This window comes from Atopostipes suicloacalis DSM 15692, from assembly GCF_900129085.1.
GTDB lineage: Bacteria > Bacillota > Bacilli > Lactobacillales > Carnobacteriaceae_A > Atopostipes > Atopostipes suicloacalis.
Genome location: NZ_FQUF01000003.1, coordinates 99,268 through 121,783 on the forward strand (window position 1 = coordinate 99,268; position 22,516 = coordinate 121,783).

At 34.2% G+C, this 22,516-nt stretch carries 21 protein-coding genes and 2 pseudogenes; 7 read left to right on the top strand and 16 right to left on the bottom strand.

The features are described from left to right. The 4 genes from BUB96_RS01190 to BUB96_RS01205 form a co-directional block, all read right to left on the bottom strand. Nucleotides 1–2,082 carry an efflux RND transporter permease subunit gene (locus BUB96_RS01190; RefSeq protein ID WP_073294977.1) on the bottom strand — a complete coding sequence of 694 codons (2,082 nt, stop codon included), beginning with the start codon at nucleotides 2,080–2,082 and terminating at the stop codon, nucleotides 1–3. 11 nt (nucleotides 2,083–2,093) lie between these two features. Further along, nucleotides 2,094–2,669, bottom strand: coding sequence for a TetR/AcrR family transcriptional regulator (locus BUB96_RS01195; protein ID WP_073294980.1), 576 nt, complete (start codon nucleotides 2,667–2,669; stop codon nucleotides 2,094–2,096). Between the two features lie 298 nt (nucleotides 2,670–2,967). After that, nucleotides 2,968–4,482: an ABC transporter permease/substrate-binding protein gene (locus BUB96_RS01200; RefSeq protein ID WP_073294983.1), complete on the bottom strand. Its 1,515-nt coding sequence runs from the start codon at nucleotides 4,480–4,482 to the stop codon at nucleotides 2,968–2,970. Beyond that, nucleotides 4,479–5,462, bottom strand: coding sequence for an ABC transporter ATP-binding protein (locus tag BUB96_RS01205; protein ID WP_073294986.1), 984 nt, complete (start codon nucleotides 5,460–5,462; stop codon nucleotides 4,479–4,481). Before BUB96_RS01205 ends, BUB96_RS01200 begins: the two co-directional genes overlap by 4 nt. A 296-nt stretch (nucleotides 5,463–5,758) precedes the next feature. On the opposite strand from BUB96_RS01205, the gene BUB96_RS01210 reads away from it, so the two are divergent. From BUB96_RS01210 to ndk, 3 genes are all read left to right on the top strand, one after another. Beyond that, complete coding sequence (locus BUB96_RS01210) at nucleotides 5,759–6,136, top strand: pyridoxamine 5'-phosphate oxidase family protein (protein WP_073294990.1); 378 nt, start codon at nucleotides 5,759–5,761, stop codon at nucleotides 6,134–6,136. Between the two features lie 123 nt (nucleotides 6,137–6,259). Next, a complete protein-coding gene (gloA, locus tag BUB96_RS01215; protein WP_073294994.1) occupies nucleotides 6,260–6,640 on the top strand; it encodes a lactoylglutathione lyase in 381 nt (126 codons plus the stop codon). A 122-nt stretch (nucleotides 6,641–6,762) separates the two neighbouring features. After that, entirely contained in the window at nucleotides 6,763–7,167 is a 405-nt protein-coding gene (gene ndk, locus BUB96_RS01220; protein ID WP_073294998.1) for a nucleoside-diphosphate kinase, read from the top strand. 510 nt (nucleotides 7,168–7,677) lie between these two features. On the opposite strand, the gene BUB96_RS01225 is transcribed toward ndk, so the two are convergent. Next, nucleotides 7,678–7,989, bottom strand: a complete 312-nt coding sequence (locus BUB96_RS01225; protein WP_073295002.1) for an MTH1187 family thiamine-binding protein — start codon at nucleotides 7,987–7,989, stop codon at nucleotides 7,678–7,680. Between the two features lie 192 nt (nucleotides 7,990–8,181). Beyond that, complete coding sequence (locus BUB96_RS01230) at nucleotides 8,182–8,373, bottom strand: CsbD family protein (RefSeq protein ID WP_073295005.1); 192 nt, start codon at nucleotides 8,371–8,373, stop codon at nucleotides 8,182–8,184. Between the two features lie 419 nt (nucleotides 8,374–8,792). Between BUB96_RS01230 and BUB96_RS01235 the strand changes: the two genes are divergently transcribed. Next, nucleotides 8,793–9,656: an AraC family transcriptional regulator gene (locus tag BUB96_RS01235; protein WP_073295008.1), complete on the top strand. Its 864-nt coding sequence runs from the start codon at nucleotides 8,793–8,795 to the stop codon at nucleotides 9,654–9,656. Between the two features lie 110 nt (nucleotides 9,657–9,766). On the opposite strand, the gene BUB96_RS01240 is transcribed toward BUB96_RS01235, so the two are convergent. The 6 genes from BUB96_RS01240 to BUB96_RS01265 form a co-directional block, all read right to left on the bottom strand. Then, complete coding sequence (locus BUB96_RS01240) at nucleotides 9,767–12,046, bottom strand: FAD-dependent oxidoreductase (RefSeq protein WP_073295011.1); 2,280 nt, start codon at nucleotides 12,044–12,046, stop codon at nucleotides 9,767–9,769. Nucleotides 12,047–12,645: 599 nt separating this feature from the next. Then, nucleotides 12,646–13,812, bottom strand: coding sequence for an iron-containing alcohol dehydrogenase (locus BUB96_RS01245; protein WP_073295054.1), 1,167 nt, complete (start codon nucleotides 13,810–13,812; stop codon nucleotides 12,646–12,648). A 21-nt stretch (nucleotides 13,813–13,833) separates the two neighbouring features. Further along, nucleotides 13,834–14,208: a dihydroxyacetone kinase phosphoryl donor subunit DhaM gene (dhaM, locus tag BUB96_RS01250; protein WP_073295016.1), complete on the bottom strand. Its 375-nt coding sequence runs from the start codon at nucleotides 14,206–14,208 to the stop codon at nucleotides 13,834–13,836. Next, nucleotides 14,208–14,786 (bottom strand): dihydroxyacetone kinase subunit DhaL, encoded by a 579-nt coding sequence (gene dhaL, locus BUB96_RS01255; protein WP_073295019.1) that lies wholly within the window; start codon nucleotides 14,784–14,786, stop codon nucleotides 14,208–14,210. The genes dhaM and dhaL overlap by 1 nt, the downstream gene beginning before the upstream one ends. A gap of 35 nt (nucleotides 14,787–14,821) precedes the next feature. Next, on the bottom strand, nucleotides 14,822–15,811 hold the full coding sequence (gene dhaK / locus BUB96_RS01260) for a dihydroxyacetone kinase subunit DhaK (RefSeq protein ID WP_073295057.1): 990 nt from the start codon (nucleotides 15,809–15,811) through the stop codon (nucleotides 14,822–14,824). Nucleotides 15,812–15,847: 36 nt separating this feature from the next. Then, on the bottom strand, nucleotides 15,848–16,987 hold the full coding sequence (locus BUB96_RS01265) for a glycerol dehydrogenase (RefSeq protein WP_073295023.1): 1,140 nt from the start codon (nucleotides 16,985–16,987) through the stop codon (nucleotides 15,848–15,850). A 176-nt stretch (nucleotides 16,988–17,163) separates the two neighbouring features. Between BUB96_RS01265 and dhaS the strand changes: the two genes are divergently transcribed. The 3 genes from dhaS (at nucleotide 17,164) to BUB96_RS01280 (ending at nucleotide 20,631) form a co-directional block, all read left to right on the top strand. Beyond that, nucleotides 17,164–17,715, top strand: coding sequence for a dihydroxyacetone kinase transcriptional activator DhaS (gene dhaS / locus BUB96_RS01270; protein ID WP_073295027.1), 552 nt, complete (start codon nucleotides 17,164–17,166; stop codon nucleotides 17,713–17,715). 39 nt (nucleotides 17,716–17,754) lie between these two features. Next, nucleotides 17,755–19,260 carry a glycerol kinase GlpK gene (gene glpK / locus BUB96_RS01275; RefSeq protein WP_073295060.1) on the top strand — a complete coding sequence of 502 codons (1,506 nt, stop codon included), beginning with the start codon at nucleotides 17,755–17,757 and terminating at the stop codon, nucleotides 19,258–19,260. Between the two features lie 441 nt (nucleotides 19,261–19,701). Beyond that, nucleotides 19,702–20,631 carry an alpha/beta hydrolase gene (locus BUB96_RS01280; protein WP_073295031.1) on the top strand — a complete coding sequence of 310 codons (930 nt, stop codon included), beginning with the start codon at nucleotides 19,702–19,704 and terminating at the stop codon, nucleotides 20,629–20,631. A gap of 68 nt (nucleotides 20,632–20,699) precedes the next feature. Here BUB96_RS01280 and BUB96_RS10685 read toward each other — a convergent pair. The 4 genes and pseudogenes from BUB96_RS10685 to BUB96_RS10700 form a co-directional block, all read right to left on the bottom strand. Next, nucleotides 20,700–20,816: pseudogene (locus BUB96_RS10685) on the bottom strand (IS3 family transposase); the annotation flags it as partial. Next, nucleotides 20,813–21,088, bottom strand: a complete 276-nt coding sequence (locus tag BUB96_RS10690) for a DDE-type integrase/transposase/recombinase (protein ID WP_084136625.1) — start codon at nucleotides 21,086–21,088, stop codon at nucleotides 20,813–20,815. The gene BUB96_RS10690 and the pseudogene BUB96_RS10685, both read right to left, overlap by 4 nt. Nucleotides 21,089–21,091: 3 nt before the next feature. Beyond that, nucleotides 21,092–21,442: pseudogene (locus BUB96_RS10695) on the bottom strand (IS3 family transposase); the annotation flags it as partial. A gap of 475 nt (nucleotides 21,443–21,917) precedes the next feature. After that, nucleotides 21,918–22,244: a helix-turn-helix domain-containing protein gene (locus tag BUB96_RS10700; RefSeq protein WP_084136631.1), complete on the bottom strand. Its 327-nt coding sequence runs from the start codon at nucleotides 22,242–22,244 to the stop codon at nucleotides 21,918–21,920. Nucleotides 22,245–22,516 lie beyond the last annotated feature (272 nt).

Consider the following 22,516-nt stretch of genomic DNA (forward strand, 5'->3'; position numbering starts at 1 on the left):
TTATTTACTCTCCTCGATTAATTCCTTATTCCAATTCATTGTCGTTATTGCAATCAATTTTTCGCCCGCAATTAAAACACCAGGTAATACAAGTAAAATAAGCAATGTACTAATTAAAGCACCTCTTGCTATCATTAAACTTAAACTTTTTACAATCTCCATCTTAGAAATCACAGCAACTCCTATTGTCGAACCAAAAAATGCAAGTCCACTCGTTACAATAGACTTAGCTGACTCTTGAACCGCAATTTTCATAGCGGGAACTACATCAAAACCATTCTCTATTTCTTCTTTAAACCTTGTCGTTAATAAAATCGCATAATCAACCGTTGCCCCTAATTGAATAGATCCTATTACAATTCCAGCAATAAAAGGAATGGATTCTCCCAAATAGAAAGGAAGACTCATATTGACAAAAATAGCCAACATGATAATTAAAATTAAAAAGAAAGGAATAGAAATGGATTTAAATACACCCAGAATAATGACAAATACTGCCGCAAAAGAAATAATATTCACTCGATCAAAGTCTCGATCCGCAATTTCAGTTAAATCCTTTGTCAATGCACCTTCTCCAGTAATCATGCCATTTGAATCATAGCTTTTAACAATCTTATCTATTTCTTCAATTTGTTCATTTTCTTCTTCCGTAGCTGCTTTATATTCAGAATTGACGAGAATTTGTTTGTAGCCATTTTTTTCGAATTTTTCTTTAAAGCTAGCAGGAATAAAGCTTTCAGGTATTCTTGGGCCAATTATTTTCTGATACGTTAAAACATTCTCAATTCCTTCTACCTCTTCAATTTCATCAATCATCTCAAGAACTTCATAATTTTGTACGTCATCAGAAAAAACAATCATATGTGTTGTTCTCATATCAAATTCATCTTTTAATTTATTTAAAGCAACAATCGATTCCATGTCTTTTGGTAAGGATTCATCTAAGTTATAGTAAACATCATTATTATTTTGTCCATAATAAGCTGGAAAGAATAAAAGAATACCAAAAGCAATTAATCCTCGATAATGATTGGTCACAAAATTAGCTAAATGATCAAATTCTGGTAATAAAGTTCCATGACGATACTTATTAATATATTTATCAAAAACCAAAATCATTGCTGGTAAAACGGTTAAAACAGAAATAAAGCCGAATATAACTCCTTTAGCCATAACAAGCCCAATATCTTTACCAATGGTTAATTCCATGAAAGCAATCGCTAAAAATCCAGCAACTGTAGTCAAAGAACTCCCAAAGATTGAGGAAGCCGTTTTAGCAATAGCCGTTCCCATGGCAAGATCTTTCTCTTCTTGTTTTTTCGACTCTTCTTCATAGCGATGTATCAAGAAAATCGAGTAATCTAAAGTAACCCCTAACTGCAATACAGCTGCTAATGACTGGGTAATATAAGAAATTTCTCCAAGAAAAATGTTGGTTCCCATATTATATAAAACCGAATAACCAATACTCATCAAGATAACAAAAGGAACAAATGTCGACTCCAAAGTAAGCATGAGAATAACCGTCGCCAAAACAACAGCAACTCCTACATAGATAGGTGTTTGTTTATCCGACATATCTCTTGTATCTTTTAATAAAATAGCCATCCCACTTAAAAAGCTTCTTTTATCTAACTGTTTTCTTACATCTTCAATCGCTTTTTGAGTGCTGGGTGAAGAAGTTTCCCCATCAAAGTTAATTAATAGTAATGTTGAGTTCTCACGATAGATAATATCTTTCACATTTTCAGGTAATATACTATTTGGTATAGAAATATCTACAAAATCATCTATCCATAAAACATCTCGAACGCCTTCAACTTCTTTTATCTTTTCTTTCGTTTTAACAACTTCTTTATCTTCCATGTTTTCAATGACTAACATTCCACTAGCCGAATCATTAAACACTTCGCTTAATACCTCTTGACCTTTAACTGATTCTAATTCTTCTGGTAAATAGGTTAAAATTTCATAGTTTATTTTAGTCATTGCATTGCCATAAATTGCTGGAAGTAAAAGTACCGTTGCAATCAATAAAACAATCTTTCTATGCTTGGCTATAAAATTTCCAAACTTTTCCATTCATGCATCTCCTAAATAATATTTTCTACTGTTTTAAACAAAATAGGTTTCATTTGATCGATAGATGCAGGCTCTTCAAAAATAATCGAGTGATAACAAACCGAACCTACTAAATCGACAATCATAAATAACAGACTTTCAATTTCTAATTCTGTCATGTTTTTATCTTCATATTCTTTTTTAAACATCAAATAAATAGCATCCATCTCTTGATAGTGCGGGCGAGTTTTTCGTAAAAGCCCCCAAGACAAATTTTTATGAATGAGTTTAAGCATCAGAGGATCTTTTTTAAAATATTCGATAATGTAATCAATAAAAAGGAATAACTTTTCATTGAAGTCAGCAACTTCTTGTTCTTTTGTGATCGTCATTGCTTCATCTAATACTTTCATACTTTTATTTAAAATAAGTCTTTCTAAAATATCTTCCTTATTTTTAAAATAGGTGTAAAAAGTTCCTTTGGCTACTCCAGCTTTTTTTACAATATCGCTAATGGCTGTTTCAGTAATACCCTTTTCCGTAAATAATTCATAAGCTGCTAAATATAGAGCTTTTTCTCTAACTGTAAACCCAATACCTTCAATCATAATTTTCTCCTCTCCCAAATTGACCAATAGTCATTTTTGATATTTTGTATTATAACAAGCGATTGACCAATAGTCAATTTCTATTTATTTTTTATTATCCATATCCAAGAAAGCTTGTATTCATCCAATTTCTAAATAAAAAACCACCAGTTACATGTTTAGTGTAATTGATGGAGAGTTATTTATCTTATAAAAGTAAAGATGGACAATTGTTGAAATCATAGTAAAACTCACAAATAATATCCACATAAATATCTTCATATTCAGCCCACATGGACTTGTAATTAACGTCTATTCATCATTTAATTAGCTTTTTTGTTTTTAAGTAGTTTTGTGCTACTTTTTGTGGATCTTGGTTGTTAACGTTGACTTCGTAATTCATTTTACGCATTTCATCATCGGTTACTTGCCCACTAAGTTTATTTAACACTTCTTCTAACTCGGGGTACTCTTCTAATGTCGTATTTAACAATAAAGGAGCCCCTTGGTAAGGTGGAAATAATTCGTTATCATCTTCAAGAGGCACCAGTCCGTATTCTTCTAATTCACTGTCCGTTGAATATGCATCTAAAAGATTGATGTCACCTGTTTCAATTGCTGAATAGCGTAACTTAGGTTCCATGGTTACTAAATTTTCAAAAGTAATATTATAAAGATTTTGAATGCCTAAATAGCCATCTTCGCGATCCGTAAATTCAAGTGTAAAGCCTACTTTAACCTTATCTTCTACATCTTTTAAATCTGATATTTTGTTTAATTTATATTCTTTTGCTAAATCAGACGTTGCAGCTAAGGTATAGGTATTATTAAAAGACATCGGTTCAAGTAAAGCCATATCATACTCTTCTTCTAAGCCTTTTCGAGCTTGTTCATAGACTTCTTTTTCGCTGGTTGACTGAGCTTCCTCATTCAAGAAAGTGGCTAATATGGTTCCAGTAAATTCGGGATAAAGATCAATCTCTCCAGATTTTAGAGCATTAAAAACAAAAGTCGTCTTCCCCATATTAGGCTTTAAATTAACAGAAAGATCCGTGTCGCTTTCAATAAGTTCCTTATACATATTCATAATTATTTCAGGTTCTGAACCCAATTTTCCAGCGATTGTAATCTCTTTATCTTCCCCTGAAATTAAAGGAATAATGAGGAATGCGAGGATAATAACCGTAGCTGTTCCAAGCATTGTGAGTGTTTTTTTGAAAGAAGTTCTTTCAAAAAAGCTGAGTAAATAATCAAATCCAACGGCTAATATGGCTGCTGGGATAGCCCCTAATAGAATTAAATAATTGTTCCCTCTATCAATTCCTAATAGAATTAAACTTCCAAGTCCACCTGCACCAATTAAAGAGGCAATCGTTGCTGTCCCTATAATTAAGACCATTGCATTTCTAATTCCAGCCATTATAACCGGCATTGCGATAGGTATTTCTACTTTTATTAATTTTCGTAAACGACTCATCCCCATTGCATCTGCTGCTTCTACTATAGAAGGATCGATATCAGTAAGACCTGTATATGTATTTCTTAATATCGGTAGCAAAGCATAAATAAATAAGGCGATAACTGCTGGTACTTTTCCAATTCCTACCAACGGAATCATGAGCCCTAACAAAGCCAGTGAAGGAATGGTTTGAAAAATAGCCGTTATTTGAATAATTGGGCTAGCTAGCTTTTTATGATTGGTCAAAAAGATCGCTAAAGGAACAGCGATTAGAACGGAAATAAATAAAGAGATAAAAGAAAGTTGAATGTGTTCAACAACAGCCGACCATAATAATTCTTTACGATTTTCAAAAATAGTTATAAATTCATTCATCTAGCATCACCTCTACTTTCAATATTTGCTGCTAGATAAGCCATGACTTCTTTGTTTGTTATTTTCCAAAATGATTGTGTCTGTCTATTTTCAATGAAAACTGAAGTTTCTTTTGAAAGAGCAACAATGAGTTCATTGACTGAATCTTCAGGACTTAAAACGATATTCATTTGTTCGGTAGATTCTGGAGATTCTATGGATGAGAAATATTTTTCATCAATCAGTTGTTGGATAGTTTGATCTTCAGCCGTCTCAATATTTCCTGACTCTAAAAATTGTCTGACGAAGTCATTTTTAGGGTGATTGATTATTTCATACGGTGTTCCAACCTGTACAATTTTCCCTTTTTCCATTAATGCAATACGTTCACCTAAAGACATAGCTTCTTGCATATCATGTGTAACAAACACAATAGTTTTGTTCCATTTCTTATGCATTTTAGCAACATCCTCTTGTAAATTCTGACGACTAATAGGATCTAATGCACTAAAAGGCTCATCCATCAATATAATATCAGGATCTGCTGCAAATGCTCTTAAAACTCCAACTCTCTGTTGTTCGCCTCCGGAAAGTTCAGATATTTTTCTATGACGATAATTTTTTGCATCTAAGTCTACACTTTCAAGCAACTCGGTTACACGATCTTTCATTTTATCTTTTGACCACTTTTTCATTTCCGGTACGGTTCGAATATTTTCTTCTACAGTCATATTAGGAAACAAGGCAATTTGTTGTAAAACATACCCCATATTCCAGCGTAACTGTTGGATGTTATACTCGGTTATAGGTTTATCTTTCACATAAATATACCCGGTAGTCAATGGAATCAAGCGATTAATCATCTTTAACGTTGTTGTCTTTCCACATCCACTAGGACCAATTAAAACAAAGAACTCGCCATCTTTAATATTCAAGTTTAAGCCAGTAACAGCATGTTTTCCTGTGTCATATACTTTGGATACATCACAGAATTTAATCATCTTTATCATCCTTACTTTTGATTTCTACGGTTAATAATTCTAGTAGTTTTTCATAAAATAAACTTTTCTTCAAACTACATACAGAATTTTCTGTTCGTTATTTTTTATTATACATGTATTTTTTATAAATCTTAATAATATGCTTTGTCTGGATGATCTCTTCTCAGCTGTACAAAGTTTATACGAAATATAACTTGACGTTAAAAAAACTCTCCAAACTTGACGCCCATCAAGTATAAACATTCAAAAATGTCGTATACTTTAAACACTATAAAAGATTACTATAGGAGGTAACTATGTTAAGTGAAAAGTTTTTTGAGGTCATTAACGAGGAAGGCGTTGTTTCTGTAACTTCATGGGGAAGTGGAGATACGCCCAATGTCCGTTGTACTTGGAATTCATATCTTCGTATTACTGACGATGAAAGGATATTAATTCCGATTGCAGGATTTACAAGTGTTCAAGCGGATGTATTAGTCAATAAAGAAGTCATCTTGACTTTGGGAAGCCGTGAAGTAGAAGGTTTTAATAACTATCAAGGAACAGGTTTTCTGCTTGAAGGTCAAGCAGAATTCTTGGATTCTGGGGATGAATTTGAACAAATGCGAGCTGAGTTTCCTTTTATGAATAAACTACTTAAAATAAAAGTTGAATCAGCTAAGCAACTCCTTTAAGTTAGCAAAAAGGACTCTTTCTAAAAATAAGCTTCTTAATTTTAATACCCTCCAAGTGAATAATATGTTTATTTCATTTATTCATGTTAGAATAAACCTAAGAAATTATTGGAGGATGATATTGTGAACCAAGAACTAGTTGAAATTTGTCTACGTGTTAGAGATATTGATGCGACTTTAGATTTCTATACGAATCTATTCGATTTTGAAGTGGCTAGCCGCAGAGAATTCCCAGAAGATAAGTTTGACTTAATCTATCTAAATTCTCCGGGTTCTTCTGTACAAATTGAACTCACTTATAATTATGATGCTGATCCATATACTATAGGTGATGGCTTTAGTCATTTAGGAGTAACAGTTAGTGACCTAGAAGAAATGCATGAAATTTGTAAAAATTCTGCTTACGAAACGGGTGAATTAAAAGGTCTTTCAGGAGGGACTCCTTCTTACTTCTTTGTAACCGACCCTGATGGTTATCGAATCGAAGTTAAACGCGAAAAATAAATATGATTGGTTTTAAATATAAGCCTATTGGTTATTCCGATAGGCTTATTTTTTTGAAACATCACTTTTCGCCTGTCAGAAGCCTTATGCTATACTTATATAAAACAGTTAGGTGGGAGAAAATGGTAAACGAAAAAACATATATCATGTTAAAACCTGATGCAGTAAAACGTCGTCTCATAGGTGAAATTGTATCGCGCATTGAGAAAAAAGGTTATCAGATCACTCAAGCCAAACTCATGACCTTAGACAAAAAAGTTATTGCTGAACATTACGCTCATTTATTACATAAACCTTTTTATCCTAACCTCGAAGCCTATATGACTTCTGGCCCAGTATTTGGCATGGTTGTGGAAGGAGAAAATGTTATTGCGGGGATGCGTCAATTAATGGGGCCCACAAATGTTTATGAGGCATTACCTGGAACAATTCGAGGCGACTATGCAAACAATACGACTGAAAATATTATCCATGGCTCGGATTGCAAAGAAGCAGCAACCATCGAAATCAAACGTTTTTTTGGTTAATCTGTTTTGTAGTATTTTTGAAGGAGCATCTATTATATAGATGTTTCTTTTTATTTAAGAAAAGGATTAATTTTGTAACTTTAAATGTTCGGTAATTTAGTTTGTCAAAATTTCATTTAAAACAAATTGATTTTTCAATGTCATTTTGAAAATAATTTATTCCTTATTTTCATTTGAATCCATAATAATACCGATCATTATTCCAGCTAGCATACCCAAGCCAGGTCCAAAAGCCCAAACGAATGGCGTATCAAGAAACAGACCTAAAAAAAATAGCAAGAAAAGTCCCCCCAATTAATCCAAAACCAACGCCGTAACTAAGATAATAATTTTTCTTTTTATCTTTTGGCATCTCACATCAATCCCTTTCTTGGGTACTTATTTAAAACAAATAATCCTACAATACTTAACGTTTAAATTATAACTCGCGTTCTCTATTTGTTGTCATATTATCTTGAGCTTTAAGATTATTCAATTCTATTAAAAGATTTATCGCTTCTTTTGGTCAATTTATTCCTTCGTTTGATCTCCAAGAATTCTATCGATGCTTTCTATTTTTTTATTCATAGTATCGGAAAATCCAGGTCTTATATCTGCTTTTAAAATGACCTCTGTCCGAATACCTTTATTTGCCAGTACAAACGTTGCTTCTTTTACAACTTCCATCACTTCGTCCCATGGTCCTTCAATTTCTGTAAACATAGAGGTTGTCTGATTAGGAAGACCAGAGTCTCTTATTACTTTAATCACTTCGGCGACTTCTTTTGACAACTCGTCCCCTTCTCCAAATGGGGCGATGGCGACTGCAATTAGTGTGTTCAAATTATTTCCTCCTTTATTTCTTAAATATAAGTATAATTTGATTCATAGGATAAATCAAAGAATGACAAGTTTTATAACTGTCTAATATAATTATTCCAAAATGACAAAAAATCACTGATTAGATAATAGAAACTAATCAATGATTTTTGATAGAAATATGTTTGTTTAATTAAATCACAAAAGAATTAAACATTAAAATTTATGGTTGTCTACTTCTTTTTCTGCTTCTTCTTTTGTCATCCCATATTTTTCTTGAAGTTTTCCAACTAACTTTTTAGAGTCACCTTTTATAACATCTAAATCATCGTTAGTTAGCTTTCCCCATTTCTTCTGGACATCACCTTTAACTTGCTCCCATTTACCTTCAAATGTATCTTTATTCATACTATGACTTCCCTTCTTTTTTATAAAATATTTTGTTTAAATTCTAAGCTTTTCTAAATAGCACAGCTATATTGACTAACAAGATTATTTCGCCAGCAAATGACGACTAGAACCATATCTTTTTTTCCTTGATCATTCATCAAGGTTATAATCCCATCTTATATTCAAATAAATCATAAAACAAACGATATGCCTTTAAAGTTCGAAATCTTTTTTTAAAATTTGGAAGAAGACAATTTTATCGTAGTGTACAAAAATTCTATATCATTTTTCTTTCCATTATAAGAATCGTCTTCTGATTTCTTGATGTTGAAATAAATAAATTAAATCAGTCCGTCCATATCGACATTATTTGTATAATAATGTCGAGTACTATCTATATGGTTATGTTATTCTTTATTCATGGATGGAGGGAAAAGATGTTAAAAGAACTAAACCAAGCCATTGATTACATTGAAAACCATTTATCAGAAGACCTTTCACTTGAGGATATTTCTAACTTTATTGGAATATCGGATTATCATTTCCGAAAAGTATTTTATTATTTATCCGGTCTTTCCCTCAGTGAATACATCAAAAATCGTAAATTATCAGAAGCTAATAAAGATTTGCTTGATGGTGAGAGTGTAACCGATGTGGCCTTTAAATATGGTTATCAATCCATTGATGGTTTCACCCGTGCTTTTAAATCTTGGAGTGGATCTTTACCCTCAGAAGTTACAAAGACTGGTGTTAGTAAATCATTTCCTAAGCTTTCATTCTATATAGATGTTAAAGGAGGAAAAAATATGGATTACAACATTATCAACATGCCTGCTTTTAAATTTGCTGGGGTAAGTAAACGAGTCCCTATGCGATTTGAAGGAGAAAATAATGCAATCATTGAGCTCGCACAAAGCATCACAGAAGAGCAAAGAAATGAAATGCACAACTTAATGAATATGGACCCTAAAGAAATTGTCAACGTCTCTTATGAACATGATCATAACTTTATGAAAGATGAAGGGGAATTAACGCATTTAATTGGTGTATTAACCTCTGAAAAAAATGTGAGTAATCGTTTAGATGTTATTGAAGTACCATCATATACTTGGGCTGTCTTTCCAAATGAAGGACCTTTCCCTGAAACCCTTCAAAACACATATGCACGAATCTATTCTGAGTGGCTATCTGTTTCTGATTATGAAGTCATTCAAGCACCTGTCTTTTCATTTACAAAGATGTCTGAAGAGAAAGAAAATTATGCTTACAGTGAAGTTTGGATGCCCGTTTTGAAAAAATAAATAGCATTATTTTATGATTAAAAGGAGTATAAATTCCACTCATGGGAATTATACTCCTTCTTTATTTAAATATTTCAGATGGGGTGTAGAAATTGATTATAATTAGAATACTATAAACCAGCCTCATCCATGGCTTTATTTAAAGCATCCATAAAGGCATCGGACGATACAGTTGCACCAGAAATCACATCCAAATCGGCAGATTGTTCTTCTAGAGCTTGTTTAGCTAATTCTTCTATTGCTTCAACGCCGATTCCTACTGTTTCGGATTGCTCTGTAATTTGAATATCTGTCATTTGATTATCTTCTACAGTGAGTTCAACAATGATACGTCCTCCAAAACCATCATTCGATTGTCCTATAAAAACATTATCTCCTGTTTCATTTTCCGATTCTGATGTTTCGTCTTCATCCTGCTGTCCTTTTGAATCTTGCTCCCACTCTTCAATTTCCGCTTCTTTCTCAGAGTGTGTCATTGTCTCCTGACTGAGTCCACGATCAGAGAAATATTCCGCCTTATTTGTTTTTGTTAAATCATTTGTTTCTGAGCCTTCATATTCAGGATTGAGAGATGTGTCAGCAGTAGCAAATCCATTTTCATCAACAGAAGCGGCAGCACGTCCAGCAATGTATCCACTTGTCATGACTCGACCAAGTCCATGAACACGCATTCCACCACTTGCTTCACCTACAGCAAATAATCTAGGGATTTTTTGCCCGTAAATATCAATCACCTGCATGTTACCATCCACACGAATACCTGCTAACGTATCATGCATACTTGGAGTTGCCCATAAAGCATAGTATGGTCCTTCTTCAATAGTATGAACAAGCGTTTCTTCACGTCCCCAATCTTCATCATGGCCATTTTCAACAAATTCATTATAGCGTGCAATCGTATCTGCTAGAATTTCTGGATCCATTTCAATATCCTCATGATATTTATTAATCACCATTTCAGCCAGTTCTTCTAAAGTATCTGCTTTAAACGCATAGCCCTCTTCGTAATCTAAGACTCCTTCAGCATCCATATCCCATCCATTACGTTCGACAGCCGCTTGGTCCATAATCGCCCATAAAGGACCACCATAAGTTTCTGCATTACCATCGCCTTCAGGATCAATAACCGTTCCTGTTAATGCTTGATCAAAGAATGATTCACGAGCTGTATCCATTTGTGGTAGAGCGTACTGATCCTCGTTACCAATTCGTTCACCCACCATATTAACTATGACTAAACTATCATAATCCGGTACAATACCATTGGCACGAACCAGTGGCCAAATGACACTATCTTCTGTCCAACCCCGACCGTATCCATACTGTGTACCAAAACGTTGGGGGGCTGTAATATTTGCTCCTACCACAGAAGTATAATTACCCAAACTTCCTAACGCAGCTCCAATCTCCATTGCAGCATACTCACCTGAAGCATCTTGATCAGAGAATGGCATTCCGGCAAGCCCATCCATATATTCCTCAAGACGTGGGTCTAACATTGTACGGAATTCAACATTCCCAGTTGAGCCACCTGTCGCAATAATAACAGCGTTATTTGCTTTGATATTGACATTTTCTTTTGTTTCTTCAATATTTCCCTCACTCATCAAACTATCTAACGGTTCTGTTTCTCCTGGAAGAATAGTTGGACTGTAACTTGCTTGAATACCGATGACTTCACCATCAAAGATATCTTCACGGTAAATTTTATCCATATGATAGTTCAACAAGAACTCAGCCCCCTCTTCATGAAGCGTTTGCTCAAGTGGGCGACTAACCCCAATACCTGCGGCTTCTGTTCCTGTATATGTATTTTCCCAGTCTGAAGCATCAACATATGTCATGCGTCCAACGCTATCGCCATCATTCCCACCATCTCGATAGTAAGCACGGACCATTGGCTCGACATCTAAAGTTTTAACTCCATTATCTAACATCCAATCGTATGTTTCTGCCATTGCATTGGCAATTGACCGAACGTACTCTCTATCATTGTAACGAGAATTAATAGAAGTTCCTCGGGTATGATCATAGTAGTATAAATCTGCTGAATCCTCGATATCCCATTTTTCTTGATCGACTGTCCCACCACCTGAATGAAATTGTCCTTCACTCACTGCGACGTGACCTCCTGTGTCAAAATTTGCTTCAACTAGAAGTACAGAAGAACCTTCATCTAAAGCTTTTAGAGCAGCCGGTAGTCCAGACGCTCCCGCACCCACAACGACAACATCTGCTTCATAGTCCCATTCAATATCTTCATTAGCTGGTTGATTTACCTCTGAATCGGTAGCTTCAGACCCACACGCTGTATTGGTAAATAAAATTAACACTAAAGTCAAAAATAATGAAAATACTTTTACTGAATGTTTACGTTTTTTATCTGTCATTATTTTCCCTCACTTCCAATATAGTATATTTATTCACAATAAAAAGAAACAATTATATCTTATCCTTATCACTATTATAAAAAATTGTTTATTGTCCTCCTTTCTTATTTGTTACTTTTTTCACAATAATTATATCAAAGAGCTCATTTTTGTCAAAGCTTTTTGTTTAAGTATTGTGCTAAGTGATTGATAAATGAAAATGTCCTATGTGACTCTTATCTTTTAAGGTTCGAAGTGTAGAAATGAGAATAATATAAAATATAGTTGAATAAGTAAAATAAAAACAATGAAAAGAAAATGAAATTGTCTAGATTACTTACCCAAAAAAATTATTTAGACTTTTAAACAAGAGAAGTATTTTTGGAAAGAAAAGTTATCTTACTCCACTCTAAAATAAATTGAGGGTTACATAGATTAATAAATAACAAAAAAATTAAAGCAAAATTGAGAGGCTTGCTTCCGATAACATTCCGAAAACAAGACACTCAATTCGCTGCTTAATAAAGAATTATATAAACTCTAACTTTTGGATTCACTACATTATTATTTACGACAAAACTAGAAATTTTATATTAACGATTTCTAAAGTTTATTGTTCTTTAAGCTTCATAAGCTTGTTGAAACAATTCAATTATCTCTTCTTTGGTCCCTTTTCGAGGATTAGAAAAGGCATTTCCATCTTTTAGTGCATTTTCAGCCATTTTCTCAAAGTCTTCTGGTTTTGCTCCTAAATCTTTAATATTTGTTGGAATTCCAACATCTTCTGATATACGAATCATCGCATCAATCGCTCGATCCGCTGCTTCCATTTCAGTTAATCCTTCAATGTTTTCCCCGAGTAACTCAGCAATCTCAGCAAAACGTTTAGGATTACTAATGATGTTCCACTTTTCTACAGTAGGCATAAGGACTGCACAACAAACACCATGTGCTGCATCATATTCACCACCTAATTGATGGGCCATCGCATGAACATACCCTAAATCAGCATTATTAAACGCCATACCTGCTAAAACAGAGGCATAAGCCATATTCGTTCTTGCTTCAATATCATGTCCATTGGCTACTGCTCGTCTTAAATATTTAGAAATTAACTTTATTCCTTGAGCCGCTTGTGCATCCGTAATTGGATTTCTATTGGTTGAAACATAAGATTCAACACAGTGTGTTAAGGCATCCATCCCTGTTGCTGCCGTTAGTGCTGGAGGAATTTCTAACATTATCATTGGATCATTGAAAGAAACTAGTGGAACATTACGCCAAGAAACTACTACAAATTTTAATTTTGTTTTCTCATTTGTTAAAACCGCGTGGCGAGTGATTTCTGATGCAGTTCCAGCTGTCGTATTAACAGCCATTAACGGTGGTAATGGATTTTTTAGGGTTTCAATTCCTGCAAGTTTTGTTACATCGTCTCCATTTGTTAAGACAATTCCAATCCCTTTTGCACAATCATGTGGTGAACCACCACCCACTGAAATAATCGAGTCACATGCATTGTCTAGATAAATTTTCTTACCTTCTTCAACATTCGCTATCTTAGGGTTCGGTTCAACACCATCATAGATTACATAATCAACACCCGCTTGTTGAAGGGAGTCTTCAACTTGTTTTACAGGCCCACCTTCTAATTCATTTAAAAATTGATCGGTAACGATTAATATCTTTTTCATATCTAGCATTTTCGCTCTTTGACCGACCTTTTTCACTACTCCTGGTCCAAAAAAGTTCACACTAGGCATCATAAAATCATAATTTTCTTTCAACATGATAGAAATCCCCTTTTTTTATTTTACAATTTGTATTTCTCTTAATTGTTCCTCAATATTTTCAAGATCAACACCAGTTTGTAATAAAGCGGCGGCAGTATAGGCTCCTTCAACAACTGGAACGTCATATATTTTAACCGTTTTATCGCTCATTTCTATAGCCATTTCCAGATTCATTTTAGCACTACCTAAATCATAGAAAGCTAATATATTATCGGCTGAGCTATTATTAATTGTTGCTAAAGCAGTATCAAAACTTGTCCCTACTTCATGAGTATTAACTCCACCAACCACTTGAACATCCACATCCGCTGCTACTTCTTGAATTAAGCGCTGAATTCCTTCAGCAATTTCACGGACATGAGAAACAACAACAATTCCTGTTTTTTCCATTATTCTGCCTCCGCTTCTAACATCGCATGAAATAATAAGCCTGAGGAATAAGCCCCTGGATCAATATGACCTATTGATCGTTCACCAACATAAGACGCACGACCTTTTTTCGCTTTCAATGGCTTAGTGGCTTCAACGGCTTCATCAATCAAATCATGAGTTAACTCATCCTTACTAACAGCTTCTACCACAGCTGTCCATAAATCAACCATCGTTTTATCGCCTTTTTCTGCTTTTCCACGCATTTGAATGTTTTCTAAGCCCGCTTTTAAAATCGTCGCCCATTCTTCACCAGCAGCTTCAGCTTTCATCATGCCCATAAACGCTGAGGCGTAAAGAGGGCCTGATGCTCCCCCTACTTTGCTTAATAAATTTGTGGTAACTAATTTTAGTAATTCATTTAAATTTTCAGGTTTCTGTTCTTCAATGGCTTCCACTACGTGAGCCATCCCACGAGACATATTATTTCCATGATCACTATCCCCAATTGGTGTATCTAATTGGGTTAGATAGTCTTTTTCATTTTGAACTTTTTCATTGAATAATTCCATCCAACGAATTCCTACCTCTAGATTCATTAAAAAATATCTCCTTTCATTTTAAAAAAATACTTTTACCAATTAATGGTGTCCACAGACGCTTCCAAAGCTTCCATATAGAAGTCATTCTCTAGACGAAGTAGAGTTAAAGATAAACCTTGCATCTCCAATGAGGTCATTAAGTTTCCTACTTTTGAGAATTCGATTTGTAACTTATTATCTTTCATTATTTTATGAACATCATTCGCAAATACATATTGCTCCATTAGAGGTGTTCCCCCTAAACCATTCACAATTATCGCAAAACGATCGTTTGCTTTTGCTTCAAATTCTTCGAGTAATTTTGTAAGCAACTCATCAGCTAAATCCTGTGAAGATTGTAACTGTTCTCGACGGTATCCAGGTTCACCGTGAATGCCTACTCCATACTCAATTTCATCATCTGCCAATGTAAAACTTGGTTCATTGCTTCCTGGGGTGGTTACACCTGTTAATGCTAATCCAACGGTTTTCATATTAGGAATGAGTTCTTCAGCTAATTCTTTAATCTCTTCAATTGATTGGCCTTGTTCAGCTGCATAACCTAATATTTTATGAACAAATACCGTACCGGCTACCCCACGTTTTCCCTGTGTGTAGAGGCTATCTTCGACAGCGATATCATCATCGACTACAATACTGTCTACTTTGATACCTTCCATCTCTGCTAATTCTTGAGCCATCTCAAAGTTCATGACATCTCCTGAATAATTCTTGATGACTAAAAATACACCTTCCCCCTCATCGGCTGCTTTAATAGCTTCTAAGATTTGATCAGGTGTTGGAGAAGTAAAAACAGCGCCACAGACAGCTGCTGACAACATGCCCGCTCCGACAAATCCAGCATGTGCAGGTTCGTGTCCGCTTCCTCCCCCTGAAACAATGGCTACTTTTCCTTTTTTATCTAGAGTTCGTTGGACGACTCCTGTATTTGGAATTCTTTTAATGAGATCTGGATGGCTTAGCACCATCCCATCGACCATTTCATCAACAATATTTTCTGGGTTATTTAAAATTTTCTTTATCAATGTCAATATATGCTCCCATCTTAACTTTTCAGTTTATTTGTTTTGCTTTTTTTCTTTATAGTCTCGCCCTATTGCATCTGCTGCGATAATGGCCTGTGCAACAGCTTCAACGGTTATTTCAAAAGGCATTGAGTGAATAGATTCTTCTGAAATACATGCTTTTTTCGCAACTTCTAAAATTTCTTCATATTTTACTTCTTTAACATCTAAATCAGCCAGAGAAATAGGTAAACCAACAGACATACTAAAGTCTAATAGTTCATATATTTCGGATTTTGGTGCATTTTCAAGGACTAACTGTACAAATGTTGTGAAAGCCACTTGCTCACCATGGTAATAATTTCCTGGACCTTCTAAAACAGTTAGACCATTATAAATCGCATGGGATGCTGCTAATCCTGCTGATTCAAAACCTAAACCAGATAATAAGGTATTTGCTTCGACAATGTCTTCCAAAGCAGGAGTTACAAGATTATTATCTGCCGCAATCTTTGCTTCATATCCTTTTTCAAGAATGACTTCTAAACTTTTTTCAGCTAAAGTCATAGCTGCATTCGTTCCCTTAGCTGGACCTGTTGCTTTTGTATGATAACCATTTGGCAAACCAGCATTCACATTAGAATTGGACTGGCGAGTAGCTCTTGCTTCGTAATAAGTAGCTAAAGTATCTCCCATACCGGCCACTAAGAATCGACTAGGAGCTTGGGCAATAACGGTTGTATCCATTAATACCACGTCTGGATTTTTGATAAAGTAAGCATAGTCATCAAATTGATGATCCGCTGTATATAACACAGCAGAGTGGCTGGTTGGTGCATCTTGAGCTGCAATGGTCGGACAAACAATGACATTATGACCATCTGCAACAACTTTTGAGGTATCGATAGCTTTTCCCCCACCTAAACCGACAATGACATCAGTTCCTTTTTCTTCTGCTATTTTTTTCAATCGTTTAACTTCATCGCGTGTAGCTTCTCCACCAAAATCTGCTCGATGTAATTCAACATTAAATTTTTCTGCTGTTTTATCTAATTTGTCTTGTACTCGATCAATATCTTCCTTATTTCCAATAACAAGTGCAGATTTCCCTAGAGATTGAATGTAAAATCCTAAATTTAATAATTCGTCTTCCCCTTGAACATACTTACTTGGACTAATAAAAGCTTTTCTCATTATTATTCCTCCTATTTAATTTAAGCGTTTTCTTTGCTTGTAAATAAATAGTAACGAGTAAGCGCTATCAGTTCAACGGACAAAAACTTTACTCTGTCCGATTGGTTTTATATTTTGGGTATCGTATACTTAAAGAACGAATACTTGTTATTCCCTAGTGAAAGGAGTCTACATAGATGGAGCAAGAAAGTGATACAAAACAATTAATTGCTTTAGCATTTCAAGAATTAACAACTAAAAAAGCAATCGATAAAATCTCGATCACAGATATTATGAAGCAAGCTGATTTTCGGCGTCAGACATTCTATGATTATTTTGATGATAAATATGACTTAGTTACTTGGATTTTCTACCAAGAGCTATCCGAATCTATTTACCCCATAATGACTTGGGAAAACTGGGAGAACATTTTGTGGCTTCTGTTAACCTATCTTGAATCAAATAAAGATTATTATAAAAAAATCTTCTTAAACATAAAATTAGATTCTTTCAAGGAGTATTTTATTTACTCAATTAAAAAAATAATTAATCAGTTGGCAGATGACTATTTTAAAGGTCAGTTTCTTTCACTAGATCAAAAACAAATTATCCAGACAGCCACGGATTTTTATAGCTATGGTTTATCTGAAAGCTTATATCATTGGGTATTAGAAAATTGTGAACCAAATAGTCAAAATTACTATGCAATGCTTGTTAAACTTGTAAAATATCAAACGCGGATGAATTAAGATTTTATGATTTTATAGAATAAGAGGAAGTGATGAATGATGGCAGAATATATATTATCTATTGATCAAGGAACAACAACCACTCGTGCTTTCATTATTGATCGGAAAGGGAATTATATCGGAACGGCTACTCAAAAATTTCAACAAATTATTCCAAAACCAGGTTGGGTGGAGCATGATCCTAATGTCATTTGGGAAACGGTTTGTCATGTAATAGAAGAAGTCATCCAAAAATCAGGCGTTAGTTATTCTCAAATAAAGGCACTGGGAATAACTAACCAGCGTGAAACTACAGTCGTTTGGGATAAAATAACAGGTGAACCCATCTATAATGCCATTGTTTGGAACTCTAACCAATCATTGGACATTATCAACAAATTAAAAAACGATAAAAACGAAGAATATATTCATAAAAATACGGGACTTGTTATGGATCCTTATTTTTCAGCAAGCAAAATTCGCTGGATTCTAGACCACAATGAAGGATCGCAAGCAGAAGCTGAAAAAGGAAAATTACTTTTTGGAACCATAGACAGCTGGATTATTTGGAAGCTCACGAAAGGTAAACTACATGTTACCGATCACACCAATGCTTCTAGAACAATGCTTTTTAATATTCACAGCTTGGAGTGGGATCATAAATTACTCGAACTCTTTAATATTCCAAAATCAATGCTCCCTACTGCTTATCCAAGCTCTTACAGTTATGGAGAAACAGATTCAAGTCTTTTCGAAGGTGTAAAAATACCCATTTGTGGTGTAGCGGGAAATCAGCAAGCGTCATTATTTGGCCAACTCGCCTTCCAATCTGGACAAGTTAAAAGTACTTATGGTCAAGGCACTTTTATTGTTTTGAATACCGGTACCAAAGCCAAATTGTCCAATCATCGTTTACTAACAACGATTGCTTATTCATTAGACGGTCAAATTAATTATGCTTTAGAAGGATCTGCCTTAATTTCTGGAAGTGCCATTGAATGGTTAAAAGATGGTTTAGAATTATTTGAAAAGATTGAAGACTCAGAAGATTTGGCTCTTGAAGCAAATAAAGAATCGCCCGTCTATGTTCTTCCAACTTTTAGAGGAATTGGGGCTCCTTATTGGGAACCAGATGTCAGAGGCGCTGTTTTAGGAATGGATGAACATACCGGAAAAAGAGAACTTGTTCTTGCTACCTTTGAATCCCTAGCTTATCAGGTCAATGATATTATTGATTTAATGGAATCAGATACAGGAATTGAACTTGAGGTCTTACATGTTGATGGGGGAGTTGCTCAAAACAATTTTCTTATCCAGTTTCAAGCCGATATCCTTAATAAAACGGTAACTCGTGTCGAGCGATTAGAAACAACCGGCTTAGGTGCCGCCTATCTCGCTGGGTTAGCTGTAGGTTATTGGAAAGATTTAGACGAATTAAAAGCTTTAGTGTCCGAGAGCGAAATTTTCCAACCAAATATGACTCAATTAGAGCGAATAAAAAAAATAAAGGGCTGGCATAACGCTCTTAAGACTGTTCGATATTATACCCAATTAAATCTTGACTAGTTTTTCAATCTTTACTAGATAATTCGTAAAAATATAATCGGAGTTCAACGAGAACATATAACTATCTCTAAAAAATCTATTCATATCTGTAATCCAGACAAGAAAAAGATTTTAGTAATCTACTCATTTTGATGTTACTGTCGCAAGTCATCAAAAAAAGACTATGGATTTAAAAAGATTCCATAGTCTTTTATGTTAAATATATTAATTTTTCAATTTTTACTTAGTTTACACGATTCTTTGTATCTCCAGTTTTTATGACTTCAAGAGTAGAATCTAACCCAATATTCATCATGTTACGCACGGACACATTTGTATATTGAGCAATATGTGGAGTGAATAAGTCTCTCTTGAATACTCCACTGACAAAATACGCGTTTAATGATTTCAAAGTTGGTTTGTACTATACTAAATAAAATTAAATTGGATAGGAGTCAGAAAATGGAACATACAACTACATATATTTCTTCTCATGATGGGCAAAAAATATTTTTACGTATATGGAACCAAGTAGAAAAACCAAAAGGAGCCGTTCAAATTATTCATGGAATGGCTGAACATTCTGCACGATATGAAGCATTTGCACTTTTTTTAAATAAACAAGGTTATATTGTTTATGCGGATGATCATCGTGGTCATGGACATTCTTTGACGGAAGAAGAAGTCTTTGGCTATATTGGTGAGGATGGTTTTCAAAAAATTGTTAAAGATGAACAACTGATTTCTGAGTTGATAAAAAAGAAATATCCAAAGCTACCTTTATTTGTTTTTGCTCATAGTTTTGGGTCATTTATCGGGCAGGAGTATATCATTCAAAATTCTGAAAAAATAGATGGGATGATTCTTTCTGGTTCAGCCAAACAAAATGGGTTGGATGTAAAAATGGGAAGAATATTAGCTACCTTTCAAAATACTGTATTCGATAATAAAAAAGAAGCCAAATTGATTGATCAATTATCTTTTGGGTCATTTAATAAGAAATTTAAAAAGCAGCAACCGACATCTAGTTGGCTAACAAGAGATGCTAAAGTTGTGGAACAATATGAGAAAGACGAATTGTCTGGTTTCGTATCTTCGATTAATTTTTACTATGAACTCTTCCATGCTTTTAAATCGTTATATCAAACTAAACGACTAGAAAAAATTGAAAAGGATTTGCCTCTTTTAATTGTTTCTGGTGATATGGATCCTGTTGGTAAGTATGGCACAGCAGTTCAATCATTATATGAGCAATATGTTCAATTAGATTTGGAAAATGTAACACTTAAGTTATTTAAAGATGCTCGGCATGAATTAGTAAATGAACTGAACAACCAGGAAGTATTTTTTTACATCAATGATTGGTTGCAACAGCAGATAGAGAGCAAGTAAACTTCAATTATTGGGGCTGACTATAATATGTAGTGAACCCCAAAAGTTGGAGTTTATTTAATTAAATATTAAGCAGCTAATTGAGTGTCTTGTTTTCGGTATTCAACCGGAGATAAGCCGCTCAATTTTCTTTTAATGCGTTTATTATTGTAGTAATAAATATAGTCTTCAATTTGTTTTTTTAGAGTAGAGAAAGATACTTTTCTTCTCCATAATACATCTCTTGTTTCAGAAGTCCAAAGAAATTTTCCATCGGTGAGTTATCAATACAATTTTCCTTACGGGACATACTTTGAAAGATACCGTGCTTTTTCAGAGTTTTTACCCATGAATTATGTTGATAGTGCCAGCCTTGGTCACTATGTATTGTCGTTCGATATTTCGCATTCTTTTTAATTACTGAGATAGCTTCTTTTAAAGGCTCAATTGCTATATCTAATGTCGGCCTTTTGGAAATCTTTCAGGAGATAACCTCACAGTTATATAGATCCATAATAGGACTTAAATATAATTTTTCGTCATTAAGACATTTAAATTCTGAGACATCTGTGACGAGTTTCTGTAAAGGGATCGGAGTCGTAAAACGACGGTTGATCTTATTTTTAGCAATTTTACCGACAGTCCCTTTATAAGAGTTATATCGACGTGTTTTACGGGAAAATTTAATACATTGAAGCCCTAATTTCCTCATTAAACGAAGAACTCGTTTATGATTTACCTGATGACCTCTGGCTTTCAGTTCATCAGTAATACGACGATACCCATATCTTTCTTTGTTTTCTTCAAAGATTTCTTGTATAAGCTCTTCGAGACCTTTATCTTCGTTCGGTTCATTTTTCTTCGATCAATGATAGTGGTAAGTTGATTCCGGTAATTCAGTTACTATCAAAATATCTTTTAGTTTAAAACCAGCATTATTTAATTCGTATACTATTTTTGCTTGTTGTTTGCGCGTGGGTCTTTCAAGCCCAGCGCTTTTAACTTTTTTAAGTATTCCAACTCAATTCGTAAATATTCATTTTCCTTCTTTAATAGCTCATTCTCCTGTTTAAATTGATCACTGTTTTTATTGATTCTATTTGGCTTTTTTTGTCTTTATTTGATTTAGACATCTTTGGTGGTCTCCCTTGCGGCTTATTTAGACCTTGGGCGCCTTCCTGTACGTATTGTCGTTTCCAATTGGCTACAATTGATGGCTCACCTATGACCTATGCCAAAGGCATTGGCTGTATCTTTATAAGAAGCACCGGTGTCTTGTTTAAATCTTAAGACATCTAACTTGAAATTTAAAGTATACTTTTTATTACTTTTTTTGTTTTAAAGCCTTCTTTTCCATATTTCTTGTATTGGTTGACCCATTTCTGAAGTTGACTTTCACTTGAAATATTGTATTTTTTACTGAGTAACGTATAACCCAATGTTCCATTTAGATATTCTTGTACAATTTTTAATTTAAATTCATACGAATACTTTTTTGACATAAAAAACAATATGATTGCTTCGCAATCTAAGCCGTGACAGAAAAGAGAGAGTATCCTATAATTAACATAGGAAACGTTAATCCGAAGGTTTAATGGGTTTTGCCGAACCTGTATAAAAAACTGGATGAACATTTTATCTTTTGCGATAAGCCGAATACATCTTAGAATGTGAAAATAAAATTACAATAATTTATAGAATGTTCTGTTTCCTAAATTATTTGATGGAGGTTTTCATCATGGAAGTTATGATTGAGACATGTTGTGGAATCGACGTTCATCAGAAGACAATTGTATGTTGTATATTAGACGGTCCTTTGGACACGAATAAACCTAAAAAGTCCTATAAGATATTTGGTACTCGAACGAGTGAATTACGGAAAGCACTTGAATGGTTAGAAGAAAAT